The sequence below is a fragment of the Bradyrhizobium sp. LA6.8 genome (assembly GCF_040547935.1).
Taxonomy (GTDB): Bacteria; Pseudomonadota; Alphaproteobacteria; order Rhizobiales; family Xanthobacteraceae; genus Bradyrhizobium; species Bradyrhizobium barranii.
This window is the reverse complement of record NZ_JBEPQQ010000001.1, coordinates 1,374,999-1,396,435: the sequence shown is the minus strand read 5'-3', so window position 1 is coordinate 1,396,435 and position 21,437 is coordinate 1,374,999. Positions and strand designations below refer to the sequence as shown.

32 protein-coding genes are annotated in these 21,437 nt (G+C 58.8%); 6 read left to right on the top strand and 26 right to left on the bottom strand.

Features of this window, described 5'->3' with window-relative positions:
• The first annotated feature begins 139 nt into the window (after positions 1-139).
• Genes ABIA90_RS06370 through ABIA90_RS06355 form a run of 4 tightly spaced genes read left to right on the top strand, consistent with a single transcriptional unit; the run spans position 140 to position 967 of the window.
• A complete protein-coding gene (locus tag ABIA90_RS06370) occupies positions 140-355 on the top strand; it encodes a hypothetical protein (protein WP_354122363.1) in 216 nt (71 codons plus the stop codon).
• 10 nt (positions 356-365) lie between these two features.
• Positions 366-512 carry a hypothetical protein gene (locus tag ABIA90_RS06365; RefSeq protein ID WP_247342676.1) on the top strand — a complete coding sequence of 49 codons (147 nt, stop codon included), beginning with the start codon at positions 366-368 and terminating at the stop codon, positions 510-512.
• Positions 513-542: 30 nt separating this feature from the next.
• Entirely contained in the window at positions 543-737 is a 195-nt protein-coding gene (locus ABIA90_RS06360; RefSeq protein WP_354122362.1) for a hypothetical protein, read from the top strand.
• Entirely contained in the window at positions 734-967 is a 234-nt protein-coding gene (locus ABIA90_RS06355; RefSeq protein WP_354122361.1) for a hypothetical protein, read from the top strand. Before ABIA90_RS06360 ends, ABIA90_RS06355 begins: the two co-directional genes overlap by 4 nt.
• A gap of 17 nt (positions 968-984) precedes the next feature.
• On the opposite strand, the gene ABIA90_RS06350 is transcribed toward ABIA90_RS06355, so the two are convergent.
• The 8 genes from ABIA90_RS06350 to ABIA90_RS06315 form a co-directional block, all read right to left on the bottom strand.
• Positions 985-2,607 carry a hypothetical protein gene (locus tag ABIA90_RS06350; protein ID WP_354122360.1) on the bottom strand — a complete coding sequence of 541 codons (1,623 nt, stop codon included), beginning with the start codon at positions 2,605-2,607 and terminating at the stop codon, positions 985-987.
• 26 nt (positions 2,608-2,633) lie between these two features.
• A complete protein-coding gene (locus ABIA90_RS06345) occupies positions 2,634-2,987 on the bottom strand; it encodes a hypothetical protein (RefSeq protein WP_502916703.1) in 354 nt (117 codons plus the stop codon).
• 211 nt (positions 2,988-3,198) lie between these two features.
• A complete protein-coding gene (locus tag ABIA90_RS06340) occupies positions 3,199-3,534 on the bottom strand; it encodes a septal ring lytic transglycosylase RlpA family protein (RefSeq protein ID WP_354122444.1) in 336 nt (111 codons plus the stop codon).
• Between the two features lie 19 nt (positions 3,535-3,553).
• A complete protein-coding gene (locus ABIA90_RS06335) occupies positions 3,554-3,730 on the bottom strand; it encodes a hypothetical protein (RefSeq protein WP_354122443.1) in 177 nt (58 codons plus the stop codon).
• Complete coding sequence (locus tag ABIA90_RS06330) at positions 3,727-3,969, bottom strand: hypothetical protein (protein ID WP_354122442.1); 243 nt, start codon at positions 3,967-3,969, stop codon at positions 3,727-3,729. The genes ABIA90_RS06335 and ABIA90_RS06330 overlap by 4 nt, the downstream gene beginning before the upstream one ends.
• Before the next feature lie 119 nt (positions 3,970-4,088).
• Positions 4,089-4,526: a 3TM-type holin gene (locus ABIA90_RS06325; protein WP_354122441.1), complete on the bottom strand. Its 438-nt coding sequence runs from the start codon at positions 4,524-4,526 to the stop codon at positions 4,089-4,091.
• Between the two features lies 1 nt (position 4,527).
• Positions 4,528-5,010, bottom strand: a complete 483-nt coding sequence (locus ABIA90_RS06320; RefSeq protein ID WP_354122440.1) for a hypothetical protein — start codon at positions 5,008-5,010, stop codon at positions 4,528-4,530.
• Positions 5,011-5,019: 9 nt separating this feature from the next.
• A complete protein-coding gene (locus ABIA90_RS06315; protein ID WP_354122439.1) occupies positions 5,020-5,790 on the bottom strand; it encodes a glycoside hydrolase family 108 protein in 771 nt (256 codons plus the stop codon).
• Between the two features lie 302 nt (positions 5,791-6,092).
• Between ABIA90_RS06315 and ABIA90_RS06310 the strand changes: the two genes are divergently transcribed.
• Both ABIA90_RS06310 and ABIA90_RS06305 read left to right on the top strand, forming a co-directional pair.
• Positions 6,093-7,523: an MBOAT family O-acyltransferase gene (locus ABIA90_RS06310; protein ID WP_354122438.1), complete on the top strand. Its 1,431-nt coding sequence runs from the start codon at positions 6,093-6,095 to the stop codon at positions 7,521-7,523.
• A complete protein-coding gene (locus ABIA90_RS06305) occupies positions 7,498-8,463 on the top strand; it encodes a hypothetical protein (protein ID WP_354122437.1) in 966 nt (321 codons plus the stop codon). Before ABIA90_RS06310 ends, ABIA90_RS06305 begins: the two co-directional genes overlap by 26 nt.
• On the opposite strand, the gene ABIA90_RS06300 is transcribed toward ABIA90_RS06305, so the two are convergent.
• The 18 genes from ABIA90_RS06300 to ABIA90_RS06215 all read right to left on the bottom strand — a co-directional run bounded on the left by ABIA90_RS06300 (position 8,456) and on the right by ABIA90_RS06215 (position 21,437).
• Positions 8,456-10,204 carry a hypothetical protein gene (locus ABIA90_RS06300; protein ID WP_354122436.1) on the bottom strand — a complete coding sequence of 583 codons (1,749 nt, stop codon included), beginning with the start codon at positions 10,202-10,204 and terminating at the stop codon, positions 8,456-8,458. The genes ABIA90_RS06305 and ABIA90_RS06300 overlap by 8 nt on opposite strands.
• 15 nt (positions 10,205-10,219) lie before the next feature.
• Complete coding sequence (locus ABIA90_RS06295) at positions 10,220-11,200, bottom strand: hypothetical protein (protein WP_354122435.1); 981 nt, start codon at positions 11,198-11,200, stop codon at positions 10,220-10,222.
• Positions 11,201-11,208: 8 nt separating this feature from the next.
• Positions 11,209-12,759, bottom strand: a complete 1,551-nt coding sequence (locus ABIA90_RS06290; RefSeq protein ID WP_354122434.1) for a phage tail protein — start codon at positions 12,757-12,759, stop codon at positions 11,209-11,211.
• Entirely contained in the window at positions 12,752-13,180 is a 429-nt protein-coding gene (locus ABIA90_RS06285) for a DUF6950 family protein (protein WP_354122351.1), read from the bottom strand. Before ABIA90_RS06285 ends, ABIA90_RS06290 begins: the two co-directional genes overlap by 8 nt.
• Positions 13,180-13,785 carry a hypothetical protein gene (locus tag ABIA90_RS06280; RefSeq protein ID WP_354122350.1) on the bottom strand — a complete coding sequence of 202 codons (606 nt, stop codon included), beginning with the start codon at positions 13,783-13,785 and terminating at the stop codon, positions 13,180-13,182. The genes ABIA90_RS06285 and ABIA90_RS06280 overlap by 1 nt, the downstream gene beginning before the upstream one ends.
• Positions 13,785-14,372, bottom strand: a complete 588-nt coding sequence (locus tag ABIA90_RS06275; protein ID WP_354122349.1) for a hypothetical protein — start codon at positions 14,370-14,372, stop codon at positions 13,785-13,787. The genes ABIA90_RS06280 and ABIA90_RS06275 overlap by 1 nt, the downstream gene beginning before the upstream one ends.
• Before the next feature lie 143 nt (positions 14,373-14,515).
• Positions 14,516-16,324, bottom strand: coding sequence for a hypothetical protein (locus ABIA90_RS06270; protein WP_354122348.1), 1,809 nt, complete (start codon positions 16,322-16,324; stop codon positions 14,516-14,518).
• Complete coding sequence (locus ABIA90_RS06265; RefSeq protein ID WP_354122347.1) at positions 16,325-16,726, bottom strand: HK97-gp10 family putative phage morphogenesis protein; 402 nt, start codon at positions 16,724-16,726, stop codon at positions 16,325-16,327.
• A gap of 163 nt (positions 16,727-16,889) precedes the next feature.
• A complete protein-coding gene (locus tag ABIA90_RS06260; RefSeq protein WP_354122346.1) occupies positions 16,890-17,324 on the bottom strand; it encodes a GTA-gp10 family protein in 435 nt (144 codons plus the stop codon).
• On the bottom strand, positions 17,324-17,761 hold the full coding sequence (locus tag ABIA90_RS06255) for a phage tail tube protein (protein ID WP_354122345.1): 438 nt from the start codon (positions 17,759-17,761) through the stop codon (positions 17,324-17,326). The genes ABIA90_RS06260 and ABIA90_RS06255 overlap by 1 nt, the downstream gene beginning before the upstream one ends.
• A gap of 36 nt (positions 17,762-17,797) precedes the next feature.
• The gene (locus ABIA90_RS06250; RefSeq protein ID WP_354122344.1) at positions 17,798-18,196 is read right to left on the bottom strand and encodes a DUF3168 domain-containing protein; all 399 of its coding nucleotides are present in this window, start codon (positions 18,194-18,196) and stop codon (positions 17,798-17,800) included.
• Positions 18,189-18,356: a hypothetical protein gene (locus tag ABIA90_RS06245; RefSeq protein ID WP_354122343.1), complete on the bottom strand. Its 168-nt coding sequence runs from the start codon at positions 18,354-18,356 to the stop codon at positions 18,189-18,191. Before ABIA90_RS06245 ends, ABIA90_RS06250 begins: the two co-directional genes overlap by 8 nt.
• On the bottom strand, positions 18,353-18,703 hold the full coding sequence (locus ABIA90_RS06240) for a head-tail adaptor protein (protein WP_354122342.1): 351 nt from the start codon (positions 18,701-18,703) through the stop codon (positions 18,353-18,355). Before ABIA90_RS06240 ends, ABIA90_RS06245 begins: the two co-directional genes overlap by 4 nt.
• On the bottom strand, positions 18,700-19,497 hold the full coding sequence (locus tag ABIA90_RS06235) for a hypothetical protein (protein WP_354122341.1): 798 nt from the start codon (positions 19,495-19,497) through the stop codon (positions 18,700-18,702). Before ABIA90_RS06235 ends, ABIA90_RS06240 begins: the two co-directional genes overlap by 4 nt.
• Complete coding sequence (locus ABIA90_RS06230; RefSeq protein ID WP_354122340.1) at positions 19,494-19,655, bottom strand: hypothetical protein; 162 nt, start codon at positions 19,653-19,655, stop codon at positions 19,494-19,496. Before ABIA90_RS06230 ends, ABIA90_RS06235 begins: the two co-directional genes overlap by 4 nt.
• Complete coding sequence (locus tag ABIA90_RS06225; RefSeq protein WP_354122339.1) at positions 19,652-20,296, bottom strand: glycosyltransferase family protein; 645 nt, start codon at positions 20,294-20,296, stop codon at positions 19,652-19,654. Before ABIA90_RS06225 ends, ABIA90_RS06230 begins: the two co-directional genes overlap by 4 nt.
• Positions 20,284-20,859 (bottom strand): class I SAM-dependent methyltransferase, encoded by a 576-nt coding sequence (locus tag ABIA90_RS06220; protein WP_354122338.1) that lies wholly within the window; start codon positions 20,857-20,859, stop codon positions 20,284-20,286. The genes ABIA90_RS06225 and ABIA90_RS06220 overlap by 13 nt, the downstream gene beginning before the upstream one ends.
• Positions 20,859-21,437 (bottom strand): class I SAM-dependent methyltransferase, encoded by a 579-nt coding sequence (locus tag ABIA90_RS06215; RefSeq protein ID WP_354122374.1) that lies wholly within the window; start codon positions 21,435-21,437, stop codon positions 20,859-20,861. Before ABIA90_RS06215 ends, ABIA90_RS06220 begins: the two co-directional genes overlap by 1 nt.

Sequence of the window (21,437 nt, the reverse complement as noted above, 5' to 3'; positions counted from 1 at the left end):
AGGCCGGGCTGCTTCTCAGAGACTGTCCTGGATTTACTCCGGGGGATGCATGGTAGCCTCCTAGGCTGATGGGCTCGCAAGGGCCATAGTCAATGCAAGAATCCTACTCCTGATTTTCGAAAACGCAAGCGAGGATGCAATGAGCGACAATCAAGCCTGTGAGAATACCGACCGCGAAATTTGGCGCGAGCGTGAAGGCGACTTCTACGCGGACTCGCTCCACGTCACTAAATCTGGCGGGATCGGCATCAACTGCGGAGGCCATGTTATTGTGATGTCGCCAAGGAACTGGCACCGCATCGCGCAGGCTCACCTCAAGACGCTAGAGCGCCAGCCTCATCCCCATTGTCCCTGAGGCATTACCGATGACGGTATGGATCTACGTCAATACCAGCAAGCAGGTCGGAGACAAGGGCCACCTGAAGGTCTTCGCGACTGAGGACGCCGCTCGTGCTTGGTTTTCCGAGAACGACCCCGAAGGCGTGGCATTCGAGTACGAAGTCCAGTCTTGACCACCCTCCCCGCCCGCGGAATCATGGGGAATGGATCGCGTCAGAATCGTCAGGCACTCGATCGTGTCGGACACCGGCAGCTTTGAGGTCAGGTTCTCGGACGGCAGGAAGTCGGTCTATTTCTACTGGGACGACATACCATCCCGCCGGCTACGCCCCGAGCAGGTCGACCAGGAGACCGCCAAGAAGCAGGCGCAGGAATTTGCTAGGAAGGAAACGAAATGATCGACCGCGACGCTGTACTTGAAAAGATGATCAAGATGTTCACTCCGTATTCCAAGGATCGCTTCTTGGACTACGACGGAGAAAAGACCATCTGTGGTCCCAATGACCGCGCAATGATGGGGTTCGACACAAACTTCCCGAAAGAGTGGCTGATCGAGGACTTTGATTTTTCTGATGAAGAAGCTGATTGGCTCATCAGCAAGGTACGAGAGCTGGCGCCGGCTGACTAGGCCGCCCGAGTAAAACCTCAGGCGCCCAGCCGCGGCTTATATGGTACCGCCGCCGACCCGAGATTAACCGCCAATGCAGTCCCCACCACGTTAACGGCTCGATCTGGCGTGAACGTTCCGCGCGTTCCCAACTGCGTGTTGTTGGCGCCGCTGGCAAATGTCGCCGAAAATATCTGACGCGAATAGGCGGCTCCAAATGCCTTGCTGGTCATGGTCCCGCTGAGCAGGCGGAAGCCAAGGTTGGCTGTTCCAGCGGGGTCGAACGACTTCCCCGTCCATGCCATATTGGCGACCAGGCCATTGATCGAAGCATCGGCATCGCGCGTGACAATGCAGAAATCAGCGCTGGTGTCGCCGTCGCCACGGTCCAGGATGAGATGGTACGGCCGGCGGAAGCCTGCCACTTGTGGACCAACCACTTCTCCGGACTTGAACACGCGCGCGTAGCGCCATTGGGTGAGCGATGCCGCGAGCGTGTAGGTCTGGAGCTCGTTGACGTTGAACGGCGCGGATGTATTCGGCGGGGAGCCGGAGAAATGGTAATAGCCGTCCGTCACGACCTTGAGCGAGGTTCCGCTGACAAGCAGGCCCTCGACGGCTTGCGCACTATCGAGCAGGAATCGATCGACGATCTGGTCCTTGGCGATGTCCCATGCAATCAGGATGCCCGGCGAGCCGTTAGCGCCGCTGGTCGTCCACAAATAACCGGCAGTGCCGCGCGAGGTGTCCACGCAGAGGTGATCCAGCGGCCCGCCCCAGCTATTGAAGTCGGCAGCGCCAATCACAACGCCGGCCAGCGTGATGAGCCAGACGTCTCCGCTGTTGGCGTCTCCGACCCACAGGGCCTGCCGGGTATCGTCCCAGGTCAGCGCATTCGGAACGAATGACGTGGACATCGCCGCGCGAGGCACGGAGCCATCCCGATTCACGAAACAGATTTTCGAGCTGGAGCCGTCGACATAGGCCAGGCAGCGCAGTGACGGCGACGACGAAGTGACAAACGCAACGCCCTGCAAGCCGCCAACAGCCTCTGCCGCTGCCGCCTGCGAGACGAGGCTAGACCCATCGGCTGACAGCCGCACGATACTGATCGGCGTGCTCGTGCCGCCAGAGCCGCGCGAGTTGCCGAAGTTTCCGACCCAGATGTCTGTGCTGTCGGGGTCTTGGCAGAGCCCGGTACAGGTGAAGCCCTTCCCGACCTCGCCGACCGGAATGTCCGGAAGCGCCTGCTTCGTGCCTACCGTCAGCGTCGATCCGTTGGAAAAGACATGCGGGATCGCGGCGCCAGTTCCGCCCGTGAGGAAGTTGAACTTCGTCACGTCCTCGGAAAAGGGCATGAAGTTTAGCGGCCCCACTGACCCAAGGAGAGCGCTATTGAGCAGCGCCAACGCATCGTCGAAGTCGATGTTCTTCGTGGTCAGGCCGAAGCTGGTATAGTAGTCGGCCAAATGAATGACCAATGCCTTCACCGACCGATTGTAGATCGTATATGTCGACCCTGTGAGCGAGCTCAGCAATGACGCAAGGTAGCGAGATAATGACTGCGTCTTACGATCGAACGGATAACCGATCGATTCGTGATAGGTGATGATTGTCTCGGCCCACTCTTCATTTTCCCGGACCGTGAGGTTGCGTGTCATCTTTATCTTTTCCTTGTCGATTTTCTTTAGATCATGCTGCCGGGCATGAAGCAGCGAACGACCGGCCGGCCGTTCAAGTAGATCGGCCACACCATGGTGCGGCCCGCTCGGTTCGGTTCGGTGATCACCGTGTCGTCGGGAACGTCGATCCATTGGCCATCGATGCGGACGCGGTAGTGGCCATCCTTCGTGTCCCAGTCGACATCGGACAGGGCCAAGCCGTCGGCATCTGAGCAACACGGCCCACCGCCCTTGCTCTTGAGACTGTCGAACCAAGGCTTCAGCGGAGAATTGGCATAGCGCCCATCATCTCGAGCTACGGCCGAGCTCGGGAGCGCCAGCATGAGGACAGTGAGCGCCACGCGGATCAACGGAGGCATTTGCGCGCCTCCTGGATCTGGTCCCACGAGTAGCCCTGCCTGAGAGCCCAGGCGAGCGCCCTAGCCTTCCCGTGCTTGGCTACAAGGCGCCTAACGGTTTGGCAGTCGACGCCTGGCGGGAGCTCGGCCGCGCCGGCAACTCCGGCAGCTGCCAGCACGATAGCGACCGCGATCAAGCCGGCCCAAAGGAAGACCCTTCGATCGTCCCGGTTCATCGGACCGACACCCTCGCCGTCCCGCCCATGCCGATGGCGTTTGCCGCAGCCCTGGAGAGGTCAACGCAGCGCCCGCGCACGAACGGCCCCCGATCATTGACGCGCACCAGCACCGTCCTGCCGGTCGCCTGAGAGGTCACGGCCAGGATTGTCCCGAAGGGCTTCGTCCTGTGCGCCGCCGTGAGTGCGTAGGTGTTAAAGCGCTCCCCAGAGGCCGTCCGGCGCCCGTGGTAGCCGTCACCTACTCCGTACTGGCTGGCGACGCAGGTTTCGGCATAGGAATTCGTTGCGGCGCACAAAAGTAGCGCCGCCAGAAGCAGGCGGAATTTCATGTGATGCTTTCGGTGTTGTTTAGGCGCGCGCCTTGATGATGTCTGCGAGCGATTCTGCCGCTCGCTTTAGTTCATCCGCCTCTACCAACAGCGCGGCTCGAGCTGTTTGCAGCCGGTTCTCCTGGTCAGTGAAGTCCCGATCGTTGCGCCCGTCGTCAACGAAGATGCGGAGAATATTGTTGAGGATAGAATTCATTTGCGGGCGGCCCTCAATTCGTTCGTTAGGGCTACGAGCGCGCCGCGCGTGCTATGGATCGCCTCTGCCATGCGATCCGCAGCCGCGATCCGCTCGTCATAGCTTTCGGTCAGTTGATTTTCCAAAAGATTGATCCGACCGTCCTTCTGCTTCTCGCGCTGTTCGGATCGATAGATGACCCAAAGCAGCACAAGGCAGATGATGCCGGCCGTGCCAAGTTTCAGAAGCTCTTCGTTCATTGCCATTAATCTCCTAGAAATCCGCCGATTGCTAGGATGCTTCCCAGCCTGTGACGAGGTTCGCGCCTCGCGTGGGTTAGGTCCGTCGCGACGTTACAGCGCCGCGGCGGACCGCCTCCTTATCTCTTCCAGATGCCGCTGATTTTATCGGCGACCTTCTCCACAGTTCGGCCGCCGAAATAAGCGATCGTGACCGTGGTGCAGTACCACCAGATTTGATCGCTCAGGCTGTCCGTGGTGCCGTGGGTCCACTGTCCCAGGGCCTTGTCCCAAACCAGCAGCTTCCAGATCAGGATGATCACCGGCAACGCCAGCAGCGGCCGGATCATCCGCGTGATGATGTTGCCCTGCTCCGCCCTGACGGTCTCTGCATTGAGCTCGGCCTCGCGCTGATCGAGGTCGAGCGTTCTCTTAGCAAGATCCGCAGCCACCGCCTCGTGGCTTCCCTGCGCATCGAGTTTCTGTTTTTGCGCCGTCAGCAATCCACTGATGAGAGGCTGAAGGATGGCGCCGATGATGGGCGCCGAAATCATCTTCGCAGCAATCCATTCGAGCATCTCAGGTCGCCTTCGCTTCCTGAACCGCCGCAACCGCTTCCGCCTTGGCCGCAACTGCTGTCTCAACCGCAGCAGCCACCTTGGGATTTTCAGCGACATCCTTATCGGTGACAGCGACGACTTCGATGGGAAGCGTCGTTGCGTTGCGGAGTTTCTCGTCGACCGCGCCCATCAAGGTGAGGACCAGAGGAAGGAGGTTGAACGCGATCCTGAGATACGGCTCGTAAGCATCCGGGACCAGCGGCATGATCGGGGTCAGATCGATGGTTCCGGCCTGAGTGAGGACCATCAGGACGACGCCCGAGATCATCTTCAAGCGCGCGAACAGAATCGTCTGAGATTTCTTGTAGAGCGTGACTTCCCACGGCTCGATCCAGTCGAAGAGCGGCTGGAACCATGGACTTCGCTTCAGGATCTCGCGCCCCCAAATCGCGTACCAAGTCAGCACGACGCCGAGCAGCGCCAGTATCGCAAGAACTTTCATGATGAACCCCTATGCCGCCGCGTAGGCTTCGGCGCGCTGCTTGTGGATCAATGCCTGCTTGATGAAATAGATGGCCAGCATGATCGCGATGGCAGCCAAGGCGAACACGAGAACCTTGACCTCAAAGGACATGACGAAACCATCGACAGGCACAGCAGGCGACGCCGCAGACCCCGCGCCAGCCGTGCCGCTTGCGGTCGCAGCCTTGTTCGCTGTGCTGGCCTGCGTCTTCGCTTTGCCGGCCTCCGCGTCCATCCGCTTCTTGGTGTCTGCAGTCGACAGGACGGCGCCGACCGTCAACCACATCTTGACCGCAGCCGCCTCACCGGTGGTGACGCGGCGCGTCCATCCCTTGCCGAACCGCCAGAAAGTCGAAAGCCCCTTGAGGAACGCCAGGCGCACGGCCCAGTATTTCTGGATCGCGGCAACCTTGTCAGGCGCAGCGTTGGCAGGTCCGATCACATCATTGATCGACTTCGCCGTGACGCCGAGGGCCTTGCCGGCCCAGACCGGAGCTCGCCCGACACCCGAATTTATGGCCGCGTCGAGCACAGAATAATCGAAGCCCGCCGGAAGTTCGTCGTATCGCATCGGGTTGGCGTAGTGCTTGCGGTAGATATCCGCGGCGGCCGACTTGGGCATGTTCTTGACGTCGGACGGAGAGGCGTCAGCCTTCCAGTATTTCCGAGCATCGATGATGGTGATGCCCCAGTTGGTCGCACCACCAGGGTCTACCGGGTCATTGGTATAGCCGCCCTCGTCCGCGAAGACGCGAGTCATCGCTGCATCGTAAGTCGAGGCTACCATTTGCACACCTTACAGTTTGGATGGTTCTGATCTGGATGCCCGTTGCACTGCCAGTACGGAGGGCACTGAGGTTCCGGCGGAGGCGGAGGCCGGGAGATGGCGCTGCAAGCAAAAAACAGGGCGACCATCGCCGCATTAGACGTTGGCATAATGGACCTCTGGCCCAACCGATGTCCTCGGCTGATGGTTGATTCGGGATGGAACTTGCTGAAACAGCTAATCTGCTTCTTGTCGTGACTGCCGCGCCCCAGTAGGTTGCGCGGCTGCGGGGATACATGCTGTTTTCGACTACGACTTTTCTCTTCAGCTTCTTGCCGAGGGCAATCGCGGCCAGCTTGCTCGCGAGTTTCGGACCCTATTGGCTCTTCCTGCTGGCCCTGACAGGCGCGTCAGCGTATTTTTACGCGGCCCACGTCCCGGCTTATCTCGGCCTCCTAGCTGCCTCGGCAGCCGCGAACTACATCATTGCAACGCTTGTCGAGAAAGGGCGCCGACACTGGCTATATCTCGCCGGCATCGCCCTTAACCTCGCCCCGCTCGGTTATTTCAAATACTGGGACTTCGCCGCCCGCAACATCGATCGTGTCCTGGGCTTGCCCTTCACACCGAGCAACATCGTCCTGCCACTCGCAATCTCCTTCATCACCTTCGAGCAGATCGCGTTCCTGTCTGACGTGCATGCGGGTCGCGTTGAGCGCGGTTCACCACTTCGCTACGCCGCATTCATTAGCTTCTTTCCAAAGCTAATCGCCGGGCCGATCATCCGCTACACCGAGATGCTGCCGCAGTTTCGCGCCGAAAGGCGTCCGAGTCTGGACTTGGCGATCACGGGCCTCTGCATCTTCGCGGTCGGACTGTTCAAGAAGGTCGCCTTTGCGGACCAGATCGCACCATCGGCCGATCGCATCTTCGGCCTTGCGAGCGGGCAACTGGTGTCCGGAACGGATGCAGCACTCGCGATCACCGCCTACGCTGCGCAGATCTATTTCGACTTCTCCGGCTATTCCGACATGGCCATCGGGCTGGCCTGCATGCTCGGACTCACGCTGCCGGTCAATTTCTTTTCGCCATACAAGGCGACGTCCATCATCGAGTTCTGGCGGCGATGGCACATCACACTGTCCCGCTTCCTGCGCGACTACCTGTATATCCCCCTTGGCGGCAACCGCGGCGGCACATCACGAACCTACGTCAATCTCTTCCTGGTGATGACGCTGGGCGGTCTGTGGCATGGCGCCGGCTTCGCCTTCATCATATGGGGCGCACTTCACGGCGTGGCCCTGATCCTCAATCACGCGTGGAATTCGATCCGTCCTGCAGCCCTTGTCAACTCTCGCCTGATGTCGATCGTGGGATGGGCTGCGACGATGGTCACCGTCCTGTTCGGCTGGGTGTTCTTCAGGGCCGTGGATCTTGCGACCTCACGCAACATGCTCGCGTCACTCCTCACGCCCTGGACAACGAGCACATTCGAACCAAGGGCGATCCACCTCCTCGCCTTCTGCTGGCTGTTGATCGTCGCATGCCCCAACACCGCGCAACTGTTTCGTTTCACCTTCCTGCTGAAAGGCAGCGAGAGCGACTACCTGCGGCAAATCCCTGCGGCAAAGCTCGGGCTCGTAGCACTCGGCGGCACCCTGCTGTTCTTCTCGCTCGTCATCATGGTATCCGGCACGCCAAATGCTTTCATTTATTTCCAGTTCTAGCCTGGCTAGGCTCGCCGTTCTAACCCTGACGCTTCCAGCCTGCGTGCTGGGTATCGAGACTTACTGCCACCTCTCAAGCCGATACGCGGCGACGACCTACTACTTCCTGAAGAACGCAGCGTTCTCTAACCCGACCAACGCAGTGTTTGGCGACTCCCACGTGATGGCCACATCTCGCATCCCAGGATTTTCGTTCTATGGCTGGGCCGGCGAGCAGCCCGAAGAGCTCAACACTCTCGTGAACTACCTCTACGATACAACGAAACCAGGAAAGATCATCGTGCAAGCCGATCCGCAATGGTTTGGCCAGTACCACGCGAACCGCGAAAAATTTGTCACGCATCGGAACTTGATCAGCCGGAGATTTCCGAGCGTTCTTTCGTCAGCCTACTATTGGGAGACACTACGCCCCAACCTCGTCGCCTCCGGCTATGACGTCGCCAACCAAATCATCTCCGCGGCCTCTGCGCAGGACGCAGCGACCCTACGCACGAGAGCAACGATCGCGGAGAAAAAATGGGTCGAACTGTTCGCCAAGCCAGACTTCAACTGGACCTGGATCACACCGGAAGAGCGCACGGACCTAACCGAGGTCCGCGTCCTTGAGCAAAACCCAAGGCCTGATTTTGCTAGCAGCGCCTCAGCCGCTGAGTTCGAGGCCGCCATATCTTCGCTCGTATCGAGAGGGGCGACCGTTTGCCTGTTCCGGACACCCGTCACCAACGACTATCTGAAGATGGCGCGATCGATACCAGATAGCCGCTTTTCCGAGTTCGATGCTTACATCAATGGCATCGCACATCGCTACAAGCTTCGACACGTCGACTTCAGCGCACTTCACCGCGTTTTTGAAGACAGCGCCTTCGCCAACTCCGACCATCTGACTGACCACGAGTCCAGCGCAGTCTGGCCGCTCGCAGCGAATGCTTGCTTTAGTTGATCGCTCGCGAGTTCGTCCAGTTCGAACCGACGCTTCCGAGGCATCGGGTGATCGTCGTCGAACTGACGTTGGCGGTATTGTCTACGTTGCCGGTAACGACGCTGCTGAAAACCGCTCTGGATAGCCGGTCCAGACTAAGCGATCCGCTGATAATTCCCATCCAATAGATATCATCGTTCGGGGCACCCGAACTACCAGCACAGTTGAAGGTGTACCCAGAGGCCGTGTTTCCGCCAGTGGCGTCGGCATAGCAACCAGAGGCGAAAAGGTGCTGTACGCTGAGCAGCAGAACCGAGTACTGCGCAGCGCCGAAGAAATGGCAGTTCTCCAAGAAGACGCTCCGGTAACTCTTCCCGCCCGTGCCGCCAACGCCGCCAGTGTTCACTGTCCCGTTGATATGGATGCTATGATCCACCCCGTTACCGCATGAGACGTAGAAATTTCGCATGCGCAAAATTCCAATATTTGCCGCGTTATTCGGCAGAATCGCGGAGAAGCCAGATCCTCCAGACGAGCTTGCGCCCGCAGCGACCTGGATATCCGTGATGGTCGCCCCCCACGCTCCGAGCGAAATGACTCCCTTATTAGCGTTTACTTCGACATAACGCTTGTACAAAACTGTGGGCTGTCCGCCGCCCTGTTCGCCTGCAATGTGGATGATGAACGTCGGCGAAGTGATAGCCGCATCAAGCGCCCATTGCCCGGCCGGAATTTTCATATTCGCATGCTTGATGTTGCAATAAGCCATGCAGAGATTGATGGCAGCAGCAGCATCCGGATCTGTGTCAAGGTTCGAGACGACGGCCTGAGCGCCGAACTGGCGAACGTCCACGAACATCCCTATTATCCCGGTCAACTCCCAATAGGCGCCGTCGGCCGAATGAATATAGCCGGAATGCGGCAGCGGGCTTCCAGGGCTTGAGGCACGCTTGTAGATCGCACCGGTCGAAATGCTCCCTCCGCCGTCGCCAATTGCGGCATAGCCCGCCGTGGTGATGTGCGTCACTGTTCCGGGAATATTGGCCGCAATCGCAGTCGTTCGCGTGGCGAAGCTCATGTTGTTATTGACGGCGGCCGCAGCAGACAATGCCGATGCCGCCGCGTCATCCGCGAAGCCCTCGGCGTCATCCTTCGCCTGCACTACGTCGGCAAGGACCGCGTCACCATCGACCGCCGCAGCGGCCAGCAACTGATAGTGATCAGTCGACCAGTAGAGCAACGCGCCGTTTCCGATCAACAGCGAGCCGGCCGCAAGGTTGGCATTGAGCGCATTCTTGATCGCGACCGCGGGAGTTCCGTTGACGGCAATCGTGGTTGCGCCCGTGTTGTTTGCTGTCGGCGTCAAAAGATACAGGTGCCGACTTGGCGTGGTTGGCGTGGAAGGCGCGGTAGCTACGATTGCGTCACCAGTTCCGCCCGTCACCGTAAGCGTGATAATAGGATCAGGAAGATCGCCTACACGCGTCCATGACCCAGCGCCAGAGACACCAGACTTTTGATAGATACCATTGTTGGCCGCAGTCGAGTCAGCGTAGACCATCGCCAACGTGTTGGCCTCGTGCGCCAGATCAGCGTCGAGTAACGCCTTGGTCGCATATCCGAGTCCGAGCTGCGCAAGCAGCGACTCCAGCATCATGCCCCACTGCATGACATCCAGCTTGTTAACTTGATGCGCCCCGCTGCCAGGCACTCCGTTAGTGTTGTAGAGGCGCCAAATCTCGGCTGCTGTTAGCACAGTCATTTTAGCTACTATCCCTTATGAAGCTGCATAGAAGCCCGACATCACAATGAAGGCGCCTGTCGCACCGGGATATGTGTTGTCGTAGTTGTAGATGTTCATGTTCGACGTATTGATCACGCCTTGCAGCATCTTTCCGCTTACGCCGACCTCTCGACCGAAAGCCCCCGCGTTGCTCCCGTTCGTGTTGACCGGATTCGTCACGGTCACGTTGGTTGCTGCGCTGCCGTTTGTCGTGATCGTAATGGTAACCGTGAAAAGTACGGTCTTTCCGATCTGCTTGTAGACGCCCGTCGCACTTGCACTCGTGAATGATCCGCTGCCCGCGGAGACCGTGGGGCTATAAGACGTCCAAGCACCCGTAAGAGCTGATGCCGCCAAGCCGGTATCTTGTATTGTCTTGCCGCTTGTTCCGTTGAAAGACGCGATATTGCCCGACGTTGACGATGCCGGACCAGTTACCGCTCCGTCGATGTTCGTCTGGATGACGTTCCAGCTACTGCCGACCGTCGCCTGGTTGCCAGAGGCTGTGCCGTCAGTGTTGCAAATGAAGATATCGCCGACCTCAACAACGACGCCGGACGCGCCGCCGATCTTGCCGGCAACACTGACCCTGTAGGTATCTCCCCGGTTGGCGGCAGGATAGTTGGGATTTCCTGAGCAGTCAGTCGCGCCCTTGAAGACCATAGCGTCGTTAGCAGCGATCAACGCATCGGCGTAAGCTTTCACGGCCTTCTGACTGGCAATGCGCGTGTCAGAGTTCGCCGCAAGCGTGCCGTCGGTATCGACCACGCTTGACGCAAACATTGCGGTCGTAAGATTGGTGATAGTGTTGTTTGTCGCGTTGATCGCCTTGTTGGTTATGGTCTGCGACAAAGAGGCCAACCAAGCCGCGATCGTCGTAAGTATGATCCCGTAGTTCTGCCCGCTGTCGGCGGCCGCGACCTTCTCCGACCCGGAAATGACCTTGTCCGGATCGTCCGAAATTCTACCGACCATGTCGTCCTCTATTGTTCGCGAAGAAGGTAGGAGCTGTCTTCGCGCTGGTATGCGGTGAAGCCCTCGCGCGCCATGATAGGCGGAGGCGCATTATCGAGAGCACCGAGCGCGACCGGATCAATCTTGTTCCAGTTGAGCGTGACGCGACCGTTGAGCAGGTCGATCTCGCCCTTGTCCTGGATCTCGACGACGCAGTCCTCCATGCCCTTGATGCGCGGCTCCTGGACCTTGATCCAGCGCTTGCCAAGATATCGCATCGCATAGAGCGAGCAGCTGAACGTCCCTGAAATCTCCGGATTGATGCGAAGCATCGCGCGCTGGCCGAGAGATTCCGCCTGGTCGCCGTCCTGCACCCAAGTCAGGTCAAGCTGCTTGGCGCGCTCGATTCCCGAAGCCGATATAGCATCTTCATCCCGCACAGAATCGATCTGGCCAGTTATGTAACCAGAGGCCGGATCAGTGAACGTGATGTCGAGCTTATTGACCTGCTCCTCGTCAGGCAGACCCTTGCGCCAAGAGAATTCCTTGATGTGGCGTGATGTCAAAGGTGGATCGGTCGGCTCGCGATAAACACCCACCTTCAGAACAAGGGTGCCGTCGCCACCCTCCACAAGCCAACCATCGCATGTAGCGAGGATTTTGTTGATGACGTTCTCTGGCGAATTGTCGAAGCGGTAGAAACCATTCGAGGCGAACCGTGGCCTCCCACCGACATCTTCGTCGCAGATTTCAGCCTCTTCCATCCACTGAGTCAGAGCTGCCGGCGGAAGGATGATGTCGCGGTCTTCACCCATGCCGCCATCCGGCTCGGTGAGATAATCGATCAGTTGCAGAACCGGATTTGTTTTCGACTGATTGCTGCTGTCGTCGCGCGGATCCCAAATTGGCGCGCATTTTGCGACAACCGATGGAAGCGGGATTCCCCTAGGGTATTTATGCGTAAAGTCCGTCGGATCGTCGGCTGCCGGGCACAGGAGACAGATGCAGGCGGTACCCTTCCCTTGGTACTCTGAAGTCCATTCACCCGCGGTTGTTCCGCTGTTTACAGCACTCCCGGTTCCGGCGTTCTGGGTGTCAGACCCATAGAAAATCTGGACAACCGAGTCACGCGCCCAAACGCCAGGACCAACAACATTCGCCGCGACGCCATCGTCAAGTGCCGCATCAAGAGCTACGATCGAGTCGTGGAAGTAGAGCTGTAGAGCACCCTCGATCCGTCCGGAGTGGAAAGCCAAAACGTCCTGACTATTCCCACCAGCCGCCAAGAACAGCATGTAGTAGCCAGCCAAGCGGTTGGTGCCGTAGCCTCGCTGGCGTGACGGCAACGCCTGCTTGAGTGGCTGGGCTCCGTTCTCGGGTTTTGGCACATCCGGGTGATCAAGTGCGTACTGCAACCCGATCGCCGCGCCGGTTAGGGCGAGAGTGCCGGCAATAGTTGCGGCAGTCGAGATACTGACGGTGACACCGGCAACGGAGAGAGAGCTGGCCGTTCCGATGCCGATAAACGAGTCTGTGATGCCTGCTGCACTCAGCAGCAGAAGACCGGTCGTCTCAACCACGCGCAACGCTCCACGCAGCGAGAACCGGCATCCGAACACACACAATCCCGCGCGGCCAGTTCAGGAGCGCCAACATCCCATCACCTGTTACAATCGCACCCGACGGAAGTCTGATAACTCGACCACGGCGATCTGAAACCTGAGCAAGCACCAGCGCCACATCACCTTGTTGAACATGGTCAGAAGGTTTAAGCCCCGTCGCTTCGAAGCGCTTTCGACACGACGCCAGCATCCCGCCTTCACTGCGAATAGCGGATCTGTAGGAACGTTCGTCTGCATATGTTCCACGCCGATCAGCCATCGGATCGGGCCAGCCGCATACCATTACCCAGTCCGCCATCAGCGTGGCGCAATCCAGTCGTCCATAGCCGCAGTCACGCCGCGAAATATCGTCGAGATATTCGGCAAGTAATGCCTTCATCAGAACACCGGCCACGTCTTGTTGAAGCCGTGGGCATAGCTCTTGGCGATACTGCAGAACTTATCGCCAGGGAAGCGCGCCTGCTGATCTGGATCCGACCAATACGCGAAGGCCGGCCGGCGTCGACCTGTGAAGCGAGTACCGCACGAGAGAGATATCTGGCTGATCTGCTGCGAACTTTGATCGTCGACAGAGAGCGATCCGCCCATATAATCTGCCACGTAATAGGCGCACCAGTGAACCGGACCGATCATCGACCAATCCGCCCCCATCAGGGCGAACCCGACGAGTGCGGGCCTGCCCTTGACCTCCTCCGCATCGTTGCCTGACGCGATCTCCTGAAGGTCCCCGCTTACTCCACTGACGACGAACTCGACGCGCTCAGCCGCACCGTTCATCAATTGTTTGATCGCCGGCACGTTCTGCAGTTCGCCAAGGCCTTTGTAGAGCGCCCCATCAGGATCATAGACATTGACGCCGGGTCGGATATTGCCGAAGCCTAGCCATAGCCTCACCGGGTCAGGATCGACCTGGAGCTGAAAGAAAACGCCTATCCTGAAAACGCCTGAGTCCAGCGCTTCCAATTCAGCTTCGTTGAAGTCCATCAGCTAACAGGCGCCTCGACGAAATCGACGTTTGCCGAGTTAAAGGTCCATGGCTGCACAGTTAGGTTCATCGACGATGGCTGCGTCAGGCGCATCACGCATCTGGGTCGGTCGAACTCGAGTTGCGTGTCGTCTGCCACATCCTCACGAAGCGGCGGATTGAACGTGATGGTTGCGGTGTCATCCCCGGTCATTTCGACCGTTGCAATCTCATATATGCGCCAACCAGCGTCATCGTGCCTGATCGAGAACGCCTCTCCGCCAATCAGATCTCCGGACCTGTTCAAGTTGATATCAAGCGACGTCGCTCGCAGATCCGCGGCGTCGCAAGTGACATCGATCACCGGCTGATAGTAACCGGTATCGTCCGAGAATAGCGATCCGTCATCGTGAGGTATCGCTGGCGGCAGCCGCGCCGCACCGTCAGGCCACGGAACGAACAGCGCATCATTCCGCCATACGACCATCCGATTAACGCCGCCATCGGCCACCTGCCGAACAGCCCGCCAAAGCTTAGTTGAATTGGCTTGGCGCTGACGGCCACGGTCGTCGATTCCGTTGCGCCCTGAAAGCGAGATGTTCGACATCGAGCAGGTCCAGAAGCCGCCCCCATCGGACCGGACGAACGTCCCGAAGCCCGATCCGAGCTGACCTCCTGCAACTGCGACACCCGCTAGGTTCCATGCATGAGACCGCTCACGGAGCAAGACCCGAGGGAATTCAACATCCATCAGCCAACCCCGGTCCGTTGCATGCGCTGAGCACTCTCCAGAGCTTTGTTCGTATTGGCGATAGCGCGCTGGTGCTGGAGCAGCATCACCTGCATGCGGTCAAGGGCAGAGTTGTCGGCATTTCCATTGACGATGATGGTGGGCGCCTCATAGGTATTGCCGCCAGTCGCTCTGGTGACCCCGCTAGGCGTGACCTGAGACCCGCGAGGTAGATTCACGAGCTCCGGACCATTCTCGCCAACCCAAGCAGCGCCCCCTGGGGCGTAGTTCGTGCCACCCGCAAAGCCAGGAATGATGCTCTTGATGAATCCGGCAACGGGAGAAAGCCCCCCTGATGATGGCGCGTTGAATATCGACGCGAACGCCGCATTGATTGCAGCTTTCTCCAAGGTCTTCAGGAGATTCGAGAGCACATCGTTCAGGCTCTTACCCTCAACGATAGCGTCAGCGAACGCCGACGAAAGAGCCGACCCGACTGTCGAGCTAGCGCTGTTCAATTTGTTGACACCGTCGCGGGCTTTATCGAACTGAGCCGTAGCCAGTCCGATATTCTCTGAGTCCTTCAGGAAGGCGTCTGCATGCTCTTTGGTCAGGCTGATGCCGGCAGCCTGCAACGCCTGCGTCGCCGACATGGACTCGCGAAGCTTCACATAGGCGTCAACCTGTTCCTGGGTGACCTCTCCGTCTGCCTTTCGGATACCATTCAACAGCTCGAGTTCGGCGCGCACCTGGGCTTGCACAGCGTTGTTCTGAGCAACGGCGATCGTGTCTGCCTGGATTGCGGCGGTCCGCTTAAGGATGCTTTCCTCAGCTCGATCGAATGCATCCTGAGGTTCAGCCTTCTGCGTATTGAGCCCGAAGGGGTCTTTTCCGGTAAACCTCTGCGGAGCGACGTCGACCCTGAGCCGGGCCGGCTTCTCGGCCTCATCCTTCGTCTTCTGGAAGCGGTCCTGAATCTCTTTGAGCTTGTTGAGCGTGCTCTGAGTGAACTCCTCCAAGGGGCCGCCTTTGAACAGTCCAAGGAACAGCGCCGTCAGCTGGATTAGGTCCGAAAGATCGGTTTTGATCATGTCGAACGCCGCCGACACCAGGGAGTTTTTAAGCGCTTCTCCCAATTTGGAAAACAGCTCAGACAACGCCTTGGCTTGCGCCGCGACCTTTTCAAGATCCGGTGCTGCCTTCGCGGCAGCGTCAGCCATGTCTTTAAGTGCCGCGCCGCCACGCTCAAGCGCTTGAACCGCGCCCTCCGGTAGGCCCAGGGCTTTCGCGACCTCTAGCCGCTCAATCGGCTTCAAGGTCTGCATGATGTCACCGACTTTGGCCAAGGCCTCAGCTGCGTCGAGCGCACTGACCTTGACGCCGTTCAGGGCCTGAGGATTGGCGTCGAACAGCTTTGCAAGCGGGTTTTCCGTATTTCCACGCTGCATCTGATCGAGTTGCAGAGCGACGCTCGTCAGGGACTTGTTCAGATCATCGGCTGACGACCCTGATTTCTGGAATGCCGCCTGGAGGCCGTAAACCGACTGGATCGCGGTCTCAGTATATTTCGCGGTGTACTGAAGCTCCTCGAACCGTCGGATCAGATCCTTGAGCGCGTCCTCAGCCGCGCCGATCGCCTTGGTGACGGCGGTAGAGAAGAAATTTCCAAGGAACGAGGTGCTCACGGACGGGTTCATTCGCGAGAAACGCTGCTCGATGCCGCCAACAGTTTTGTCGGCAATATCGCCGGCCTGCTTCATGTCGCGCTCAAACTTGCTCAATTGAGCCGACATCGCAACAACTAGCGCAGCAGTGTCATTGCCAGCCATTTATTCCGCAGACCTTTTCTTGATGGATGCCGTGATGCGTCGCTTCATGGTCGAGATCATCTTCTTTTTCAGAAGTCGATACGTCGGAAAGAAAAACGGCTTCGCGGTCATTTTGACAGTTCCGAACTCGTCGCCGCGAGCGTAGTCGTAAGGCTTGCTCGACACCGATTTTCGGATGGTGAGACGACCGCCGGCCGCGACGCGAACCGTGGTGTCTTTTGTCCTATCCGGAACCTTGCGAACGGAGTGCTCGAGGTTTCCGGTATCGTGAGGCGCCGCAGAGATCATGACGCGAACCATGTTATCGGCCTGCGCATTCAGCTCCGCGACGGCCGCTGCATGGACCTCATCCTTCAGCTCCTGCGTCAGAGCCTTGAATCGTTCGACGCTCTTGTTTGCCATTACTGCAGTGTCGGGCTGACGTTGTGGATCCTGAGAAGCTCGTCGAACTCCTCATTACTCATCGGTTCTGGCTTGGTTTTTCCGCCATTGGCTTCGTTGAAGCCGTCAACGCAAGCGCCCAACTGCCAGAATGAACTATCGTCGACTTCACGAGGCGTGAAGCCTAGTGCAGCCCCTGTTCCGTAGAGCTTTCGGAAGTCGATTGGACGCTCGAAGTTGACGTCTTTTTTTTTACGTCTTCATCAACCGCGTTCTGATCGGGCACCCCGACAAGGCCGGCAAACAGCGCCGCATAAGCTGTTATCATGCTTTCGAACGGCGGCTTGTTGTCGAAGTGATGCGACAACTTCCGATTGGCGTCCTTGATCGACATACCGCCGCCGACAAGCCCGATCCGGAGCACGTCACGAACATCATCGGGCCACGCATCGCTCGCGCGCAGGCTGGCGAGCAGTGTCATCGGCCCAACCAAGGGTGCCCCGATCGCGACCCGGCGCTGATTGATACGCTCCTGGAGCTCCCGGAATTGACCGATCGCAAACCGGAACTTGTTCTCGCCGTCACCCCAGATCAGGGTGACGCTGCCATCTGCGCTCATCAGGACGCCGGCACCCACGGAACTGCGCCCGTGTTGTCGATGGTGACGTCGATCGTCACCTTCTCACCGCGCGTGCCGCTGTACTTCAGATCGGAAAGGATGAACTGACCCGACCAGTAGCCGAGATTGGCGTTGTCGAGCTTGATGTGCAGATTTTTGGCCTCGGCGGACTGAAACCAATCGTTCCAGATATCGAAGCTCTCGACAGCCATGACGCCCGTACCGGTGACAGTCGCGGACAAACCGTTGACGTCCTTCGCCTCCCATGCCGGCAACTCAGGATCGTTGCAGTCAGGAATGAGCGTCGTGTTGGTAGACGCCTTGAAGTCAATACCCGCGGTGGTCAGACCGCAAGGCTGCGCAAAGATCTCAGGGCTGTTGCCGTCACCCACAAGGATGAGCAGCTTCGTTCCGGCAATAACCGTTGGCTGCGCCATGGCACAGTTTCCTTTCAGATGTGCGCCGGGGCGCGGTTAAGAAGGCGTGATGAACCCGTGGAAGGCGATCGAGGCGTGACGTGTCAGGCCGTCAGGATCGCGCAGGTAATCGACGCGATCGAATTGGAAGACGATCGCGCTGAAGCCGGAGATCGAGATCGGCTGATCATCAAGCACAGCAAGTATTTGCTTCACGATACCTTTTGCCTCGGGATATCCGACGGCTCGTGACCACACATCGATCACCGGATAAACTTCGGTGCCATCGATGCAATCGGCTTTATCCGGAAGAACCTGGCAATCACCGAGCGAGACATAAGGAAAGACGGGGTTCGCAGGAACAGCATCGTAAATCCTAGATCCGGCGATATGTGGTGAAACCCCTTTAAGAGCCGCTACAAGGGCCGCCTGAAGCTCCAAACTTGGATCACTCACTTACTTCGTCCCGTTCAACAATCTTACCGGCGCCAGCCGCCACTATCGCGCGAGCGTTTAGCTCAGGGGTGCGGAAATAGGTGATGCCGGCTTTGTAGGCGATATGCAGATTGCGCTTCGGCTTGTAGGTAAAGTCGCGATCCACACGAACGTCCTTCAAGCTGCGACCCCCGTCTGACAAAGAAATTCGTAGAAGGCTCCGCTATCGTCAGGATCGACGGGGCCGGACTGGATCGCCCAAACGGTATCTTCGTTCATGTCCTTAGCCATCCAAGATGGATCGATATTCTCCGTCTTCGAATTCTGGCGCACCGTCAGTGTGTAGACCTGATGGCCTTGCAGGCGCTGGGCCAACACGGTTTCGCCGCCAAACTTGGCAGAGACCTTTCCGAAGACCTCAAATTCTGGATCATCAGGAAAGGAAGTCTCTACGTTTCCCATGCTATCATCAGTCTCGTGGCGCTTGAAGAAGCCGATCCTGTGCCGAAGCTCGCCTGCTCGCGTCACTCCAGAAGCCTCCACAAGGTGCCGTCGACCAGTTCCTGTTCGTTGAACTGGTTGTACGCAAGAGAATTCAGCCACAGCTGCCGATCTGGATAGACAGGCGTCTCCACCTTGCTCAAGTCAGTGAGACCAACAAGCGCAGCAGCAGAAGAAGGATGAACCACGACAGGACATCCGAGGATGACGGATTCCACAGCCGCAATAGAGCCGTGCGACACGAGGCAATGAGCACCATCAAGATCGCTTTGAAGCGACCGCTTGCTTTCCTTGTCGCGTATGACGAGTTGTCGATCCGTCGCGCGCGCCAGTGCGTCGATTGTGTCCGCGATCCAGTTTTCGCAACCGTGGAATTTTGCATAGGTTCGCGTGGGCGCTGCGATGACGATATGCTTTCCGCTTCGCTGCCATGGCCGCACGTCAACACCGAGCGACCGCCAACGATCATCCGGTACATCGCGCACCTTCTGGGCTTGGAACGAATTCAAGTGATAGCGGTAATATCCGCCGTTTTCGCCTTTCGGCAGCCAGGTCGCGAAGACCCTGCGGGCGTACCCACGATCCCAGTAGATGAAGGGGCGCCGCTTCTCCCGCCATTCGTCGATCGTCCCCTTGAGGTAGGAGCTGCAACCGACGATCGGAACGATGTGCTTCGGGAGCGTCTTCAGCTGCCCAACATTGCCAACGACGACCCTGCCGCCCTGCGCTACGATCTTGTTTCCGATCCTCTGGAAGAGTTCAGCCTTGAACTTCTTGAGCTCGCTCGGCTGGAAGAGGCAGACGTTCTTAGGATCGATCATTCTTCCTCGGCGCTCAGACCGGCCTTCCGGAGGCGCTCAGCCAAGATGCGAACCCGCTCTGCAGCCTCCCGCATTACAGCGGCCGAAGCGTGCCAGTTGTCTTCGGAAAGCAGATTGGCTTCACGGTCCATGACCGCCAGCATGTCGTTGGTTTTCATGCTGCCCAGTTTCGCTTGACCCAGTCGATATGCGTGAACTTGCTCGGATCGCGCCATCCCGGAAAGGCAACGATCCGCGCATCCGCCGGCAAAGCCTCGCCCTTCGGCCAACCCGGCTTCTGGAAGCAATAGGCGCCAGACTCCGGCCCAACCGTCCAGCCGGCGGCGTCAGGGATCTTGGCCGCCAACCACGCCTGATCGTCAGGAAACGCGAAATACGGCACCTCGCCCGCCGCCTTCAGGCTGAATTCGCTCCAGACTTCCGGATGGGCACCGGCCCGCAGCATCTGCAGGCTGCCGTTGAAGGGGCACGGGTTGGAGGCGTTGCCGCCATGCAGGATGACGAAAGGCTCCGGGCGGTCGAACAGCGGATCAAGAGGACCCGTGACGACCGTGTCGAGATCGATGCAGACCAGACGCCCCGTGATCCCGTGCTCCGCCTGCCATTCCGGGTCGAACATTCGGAGGCGCGCAAAGCAGCCTGGTACGGCCGTCAGATGCTCATCCGCCGCGGCGGGGCCGAACACCGCGAACCGGTACTCTTGCTTCAGGTGCCGCGCCAGGCCCGCCCTGAGGCGCTCCAGATAATGGCCGGGATACTTGGTGCCCCAGCGCCAAGTGCAGATCGTCAGTTCTTCCACAGAACGCCGATCCCGTTGTTCTTGCCCGTCGGGCAGAGCTTGATCTCCTGGTGCCGGTACTCGCCCTTGACCGAATTCCAGAACTCCGGAACGTCGATCCTGGTGCCGTGCCAGTCCGGCGCGCGCCGCCAGGCGATATCATGGAACGCCACCAGCTTCCGGCTCATGGCCCCATAGACCGACCAGTCCCGTGTCACGCCCGGCATTCTGTGATCCGCATCAATGAGCACCGCATCGAACGGCCCAAGGGCAGCGACTTGCGCAATCACGTCCTCGGACCCGCTATCGCCCCAGATCACCGAGGCGTCATAGCCCGCCGCCTTCAGCTCCTTGATGCACTCCAGAAGCGCCGGTTGGCTGTCCTTCCAAGCCTTGGTGCCGTTCGGCATGTCAACGGAGACGATCCGCGATCCCTTGGGCAGCGCATTCGCCGCCGGCCACAAAGAACCGCCGAACTTTGATCCGATCTCAAGATAGCTCCCGAGCTTCTCGGAGCGAAGAACATCGCAATAGGCCGCGATCTCGCCCGGATCCTGGAGGACGTTGCTTTCGTACTTCTTCATTATCGAGACCAGATTGCAGCGACGCCGAGCTCGCTGGAAAGGTAGGAGGTGTGGACGCGCTGGAGCCCGGCCTGCTTCAGATCGCGATCGAGCGCGACAAGCTCTTCCTCGTTCTCGCTCGGCTTGTCCGACGTACCGCGCCAGGCGAAATACTTCCGCGTCCAGCGTCCAAAGAAGATCATAAGCGCGGAGAGATCATCCGCTGACATCAAGCGCTTCAGCTTGTGATAGGTGGCGAGGCACAGGACGATATCGTAACCCTCGTGCCCGAACGCGCCGGTCAGCGCGGAAGGCCCCTTGGTCAAGTCGACGACCTCGAAGCGGCCCTCGGTCGATCTCAGATCGGCGAAGACTTCGCGCGCGACCTCGATGCCCTTCTCGTAGATATCGCAGCCGTGCACGACGGAGGCGTATTGCTCGGCGAACTGATATCCGACCATGCCTCGATTACAGCCGATGTCGAAAACGCGCTTTCCCTTGGCTCGCAGCAACAGATCGGTCATGCCGTCCAATCTGATGTTGTTGAGCCCGGCGACCCGCCGCTGGACCTTGTAAGAGGCCCCAACCGGCCGCATCAT

Bases quoted from the DNA above. Each gene is read 5' to 3' on its own strand.
- ABIA90_RS06345 (WP_502916703.1), bottom strand. From the start codon at position 2,987: ATGCCTCCGTTGATCCGCGTGGCGCTCACTGTCCTCATGCTGGCGCTC.
- ABIA90_RS06235 (WP_354122341.1), bottom strand. From the start codon at position 19,497: ATGATCGATCCTAAGAACGTCTGCCTCTTCCAGCCGAGCGAGCTCAAG.
- ABIA90_RS06260 (WP_354122346.1), bottom strand. From the start codon at position 17,324: ATGAGCGCAGATGGCAGCGTCACCCTGATCTGGGGTGACGGCGAGAAC.
- ABIA90_RS06355 (WP_354122361.1), top strand. From the start codon at position 734: ATGATCGACCGCGACGCTGTACTTGAAAAGATGATCAAGATGTTCACT.
- ABIA90_RS06215 (WP_354122374.1), bottom strand. From the start codon at position 21,437: ATGATGCGGCCGGTTGGGGCCTCTTACAAGGTCCAGCGGCGGGTCGCC.
- ABIA90_RS06285 (WP_354122351.1), bottom strand. From the start codon at position 13,180: ATGAAGGCATTACTTGCCGAATATCTCGACGATATTTCGCGGCGTGAC.
- ABIA90_RS06230 (WP_354122340.1), bottom strand. From the start codon at position 19,655: ATGAAAACCAACGACATGCTGGCGGTCATGGACCGTGAAGCCAATCTG.
- ABIA90_RS06330 (WP_354122442.1), bottom strand. From the start codon at position 3,969: ATGAACGAAGAGCTTCTGAAACTTGGCACGGCCGGCATCATCTGCCTT.
- ABIA90_RS06315 (WP_354122439.1), bottom strand. From the start codon at position 5,790: ATGACTCGCGTCTTCGCGGACGAGGGCGGCTATACCAATGACCCGGTA.
- ABIA90_RS06220 (WP_354122338.1), bottom strand. From the start codon at position 20,859: ATGAAGAAGTACGAAAGCAACGTCCTCCAGGATCCGGGCGAGATCGCG.
- ABIA90_RS06320 (WP_354122440.1), bottom strand. From the start codon at position 5,010: ATGAAAGTTCTTGCGATACTGGCGCTGCTCGGCGTCGTGCTGACTTGG.
- ABIA90_RS06335 (WP_354122443.1), bottom strand. From the start codon at position 3,730: ATGAATTCTATCCTCAACAATATTCTCCGCATCTTCGTTGACGACGGG.
- ABIA90_RS06350 (WP_354122360.1), bottom strand. From the start codon at position 2,607: ATGACACGCAACCTCACGGTCCGGGAAAATGAAGAGTGGGCCGAGACA.
- ABIA90_RS06280 (WP_354122350.1), bottom strand. From the start codon at position 13,785: ATGGACTTCAACGAAGCTGAATTGGAAGCGCTGGACTCAGGCGTTTTC.
- ABIA90_RS06310 (WP_354122438.1), top strand. From the start codon at position 6,093: ATGCTGTTTTCGACTACGACTTTTCTCTTCAGCTTCTTGCCGAGGGCA.
- ABIA90_RS06300 (WP_354122436.1), bottom strand. From the start codon at position 10,204: ATGACTGTGCTAACAGCAGCCGAGATTTGGCGCCTCTACAACACTAAC.
- ABIA90_RS06340 (WP_354122444.1), bottom strand. From the start codon at position 3,534: ATGAAATTCCGCCTGCTTCTGGCGGCGCTACTTTTGTGCGCCGCAACG.
- ABIA90_RS06305 (WP_354122437.1), top strand. From the start codon at position 7,498: ATGCTTTCATTTATTTCCAGTTCTAGCCTGGCTAGGCTCGCCGTTCTA.
- ABIA90_RS06365 (WP_247342676.1), top strand. From the start codon at position 366: ATGACGGTATGGATCTACGTCAATACCAGCAAGCAGGTCGGAGACAAG.
- ABIA90_RS06270 (WP_354122348.1), bottom strand. From the start codon at position 16,324: ATGGCTGGCAATGACACTGCTGCGCTAGTTGTTGCGATGTCGGCTCAA.
- ABIA90_RS06265 (WP_354122347.1), bottom strand. From the start codon at position 16,726: ATGGCAAACAAGAGCGTCGAACGATTCAAGGCTCTGACGCAGGAGCTG.
- ABIA90_RS06255 (WP_354122345.1), bottom strand. From the start codon at position 17,761: ATGGCGCAGCCAACGGTTATTGCCGGAACGAAGCTGCTCATCCTTGTG.
- ABIA90_RS06325 (WP_354122441.1), bottom strand. From the start codon at position 4,526: ATGCTCGAATGGATTGCTGCGAAGATGATTTCGGCGCCCATCATCGGC.
- ABIA90_RS06370 (WP_354122363.1), top strand. From the start codon at position 140: ATGAGCGACAATCAAGCCTGTGAGAATACCGACCGCGAAATTTGGCGC.
- ABIA90_RS06360 (WP_354122362.1), top strand. From the start codon at position 543: ATGGATCGCGTCAGAATCGTCAGGCACTCGATCGTGTCGGACACCGGC.
- ABIA90_RS06275 (WP_354122349.1), bottom strand. From the start codon at position 14,372: ATGTCGAACATCTCGCTTTCAGGGCGCAACGGAATCGACGACCGTGGC.
- ABIA90_RS06295 (WP_354122435.1), bottom strand. From the start codon at position 11,200: ATGGTCGGTAGAATTTCGGACGATCCGGACAAGGTCATTTCCGGGTCG.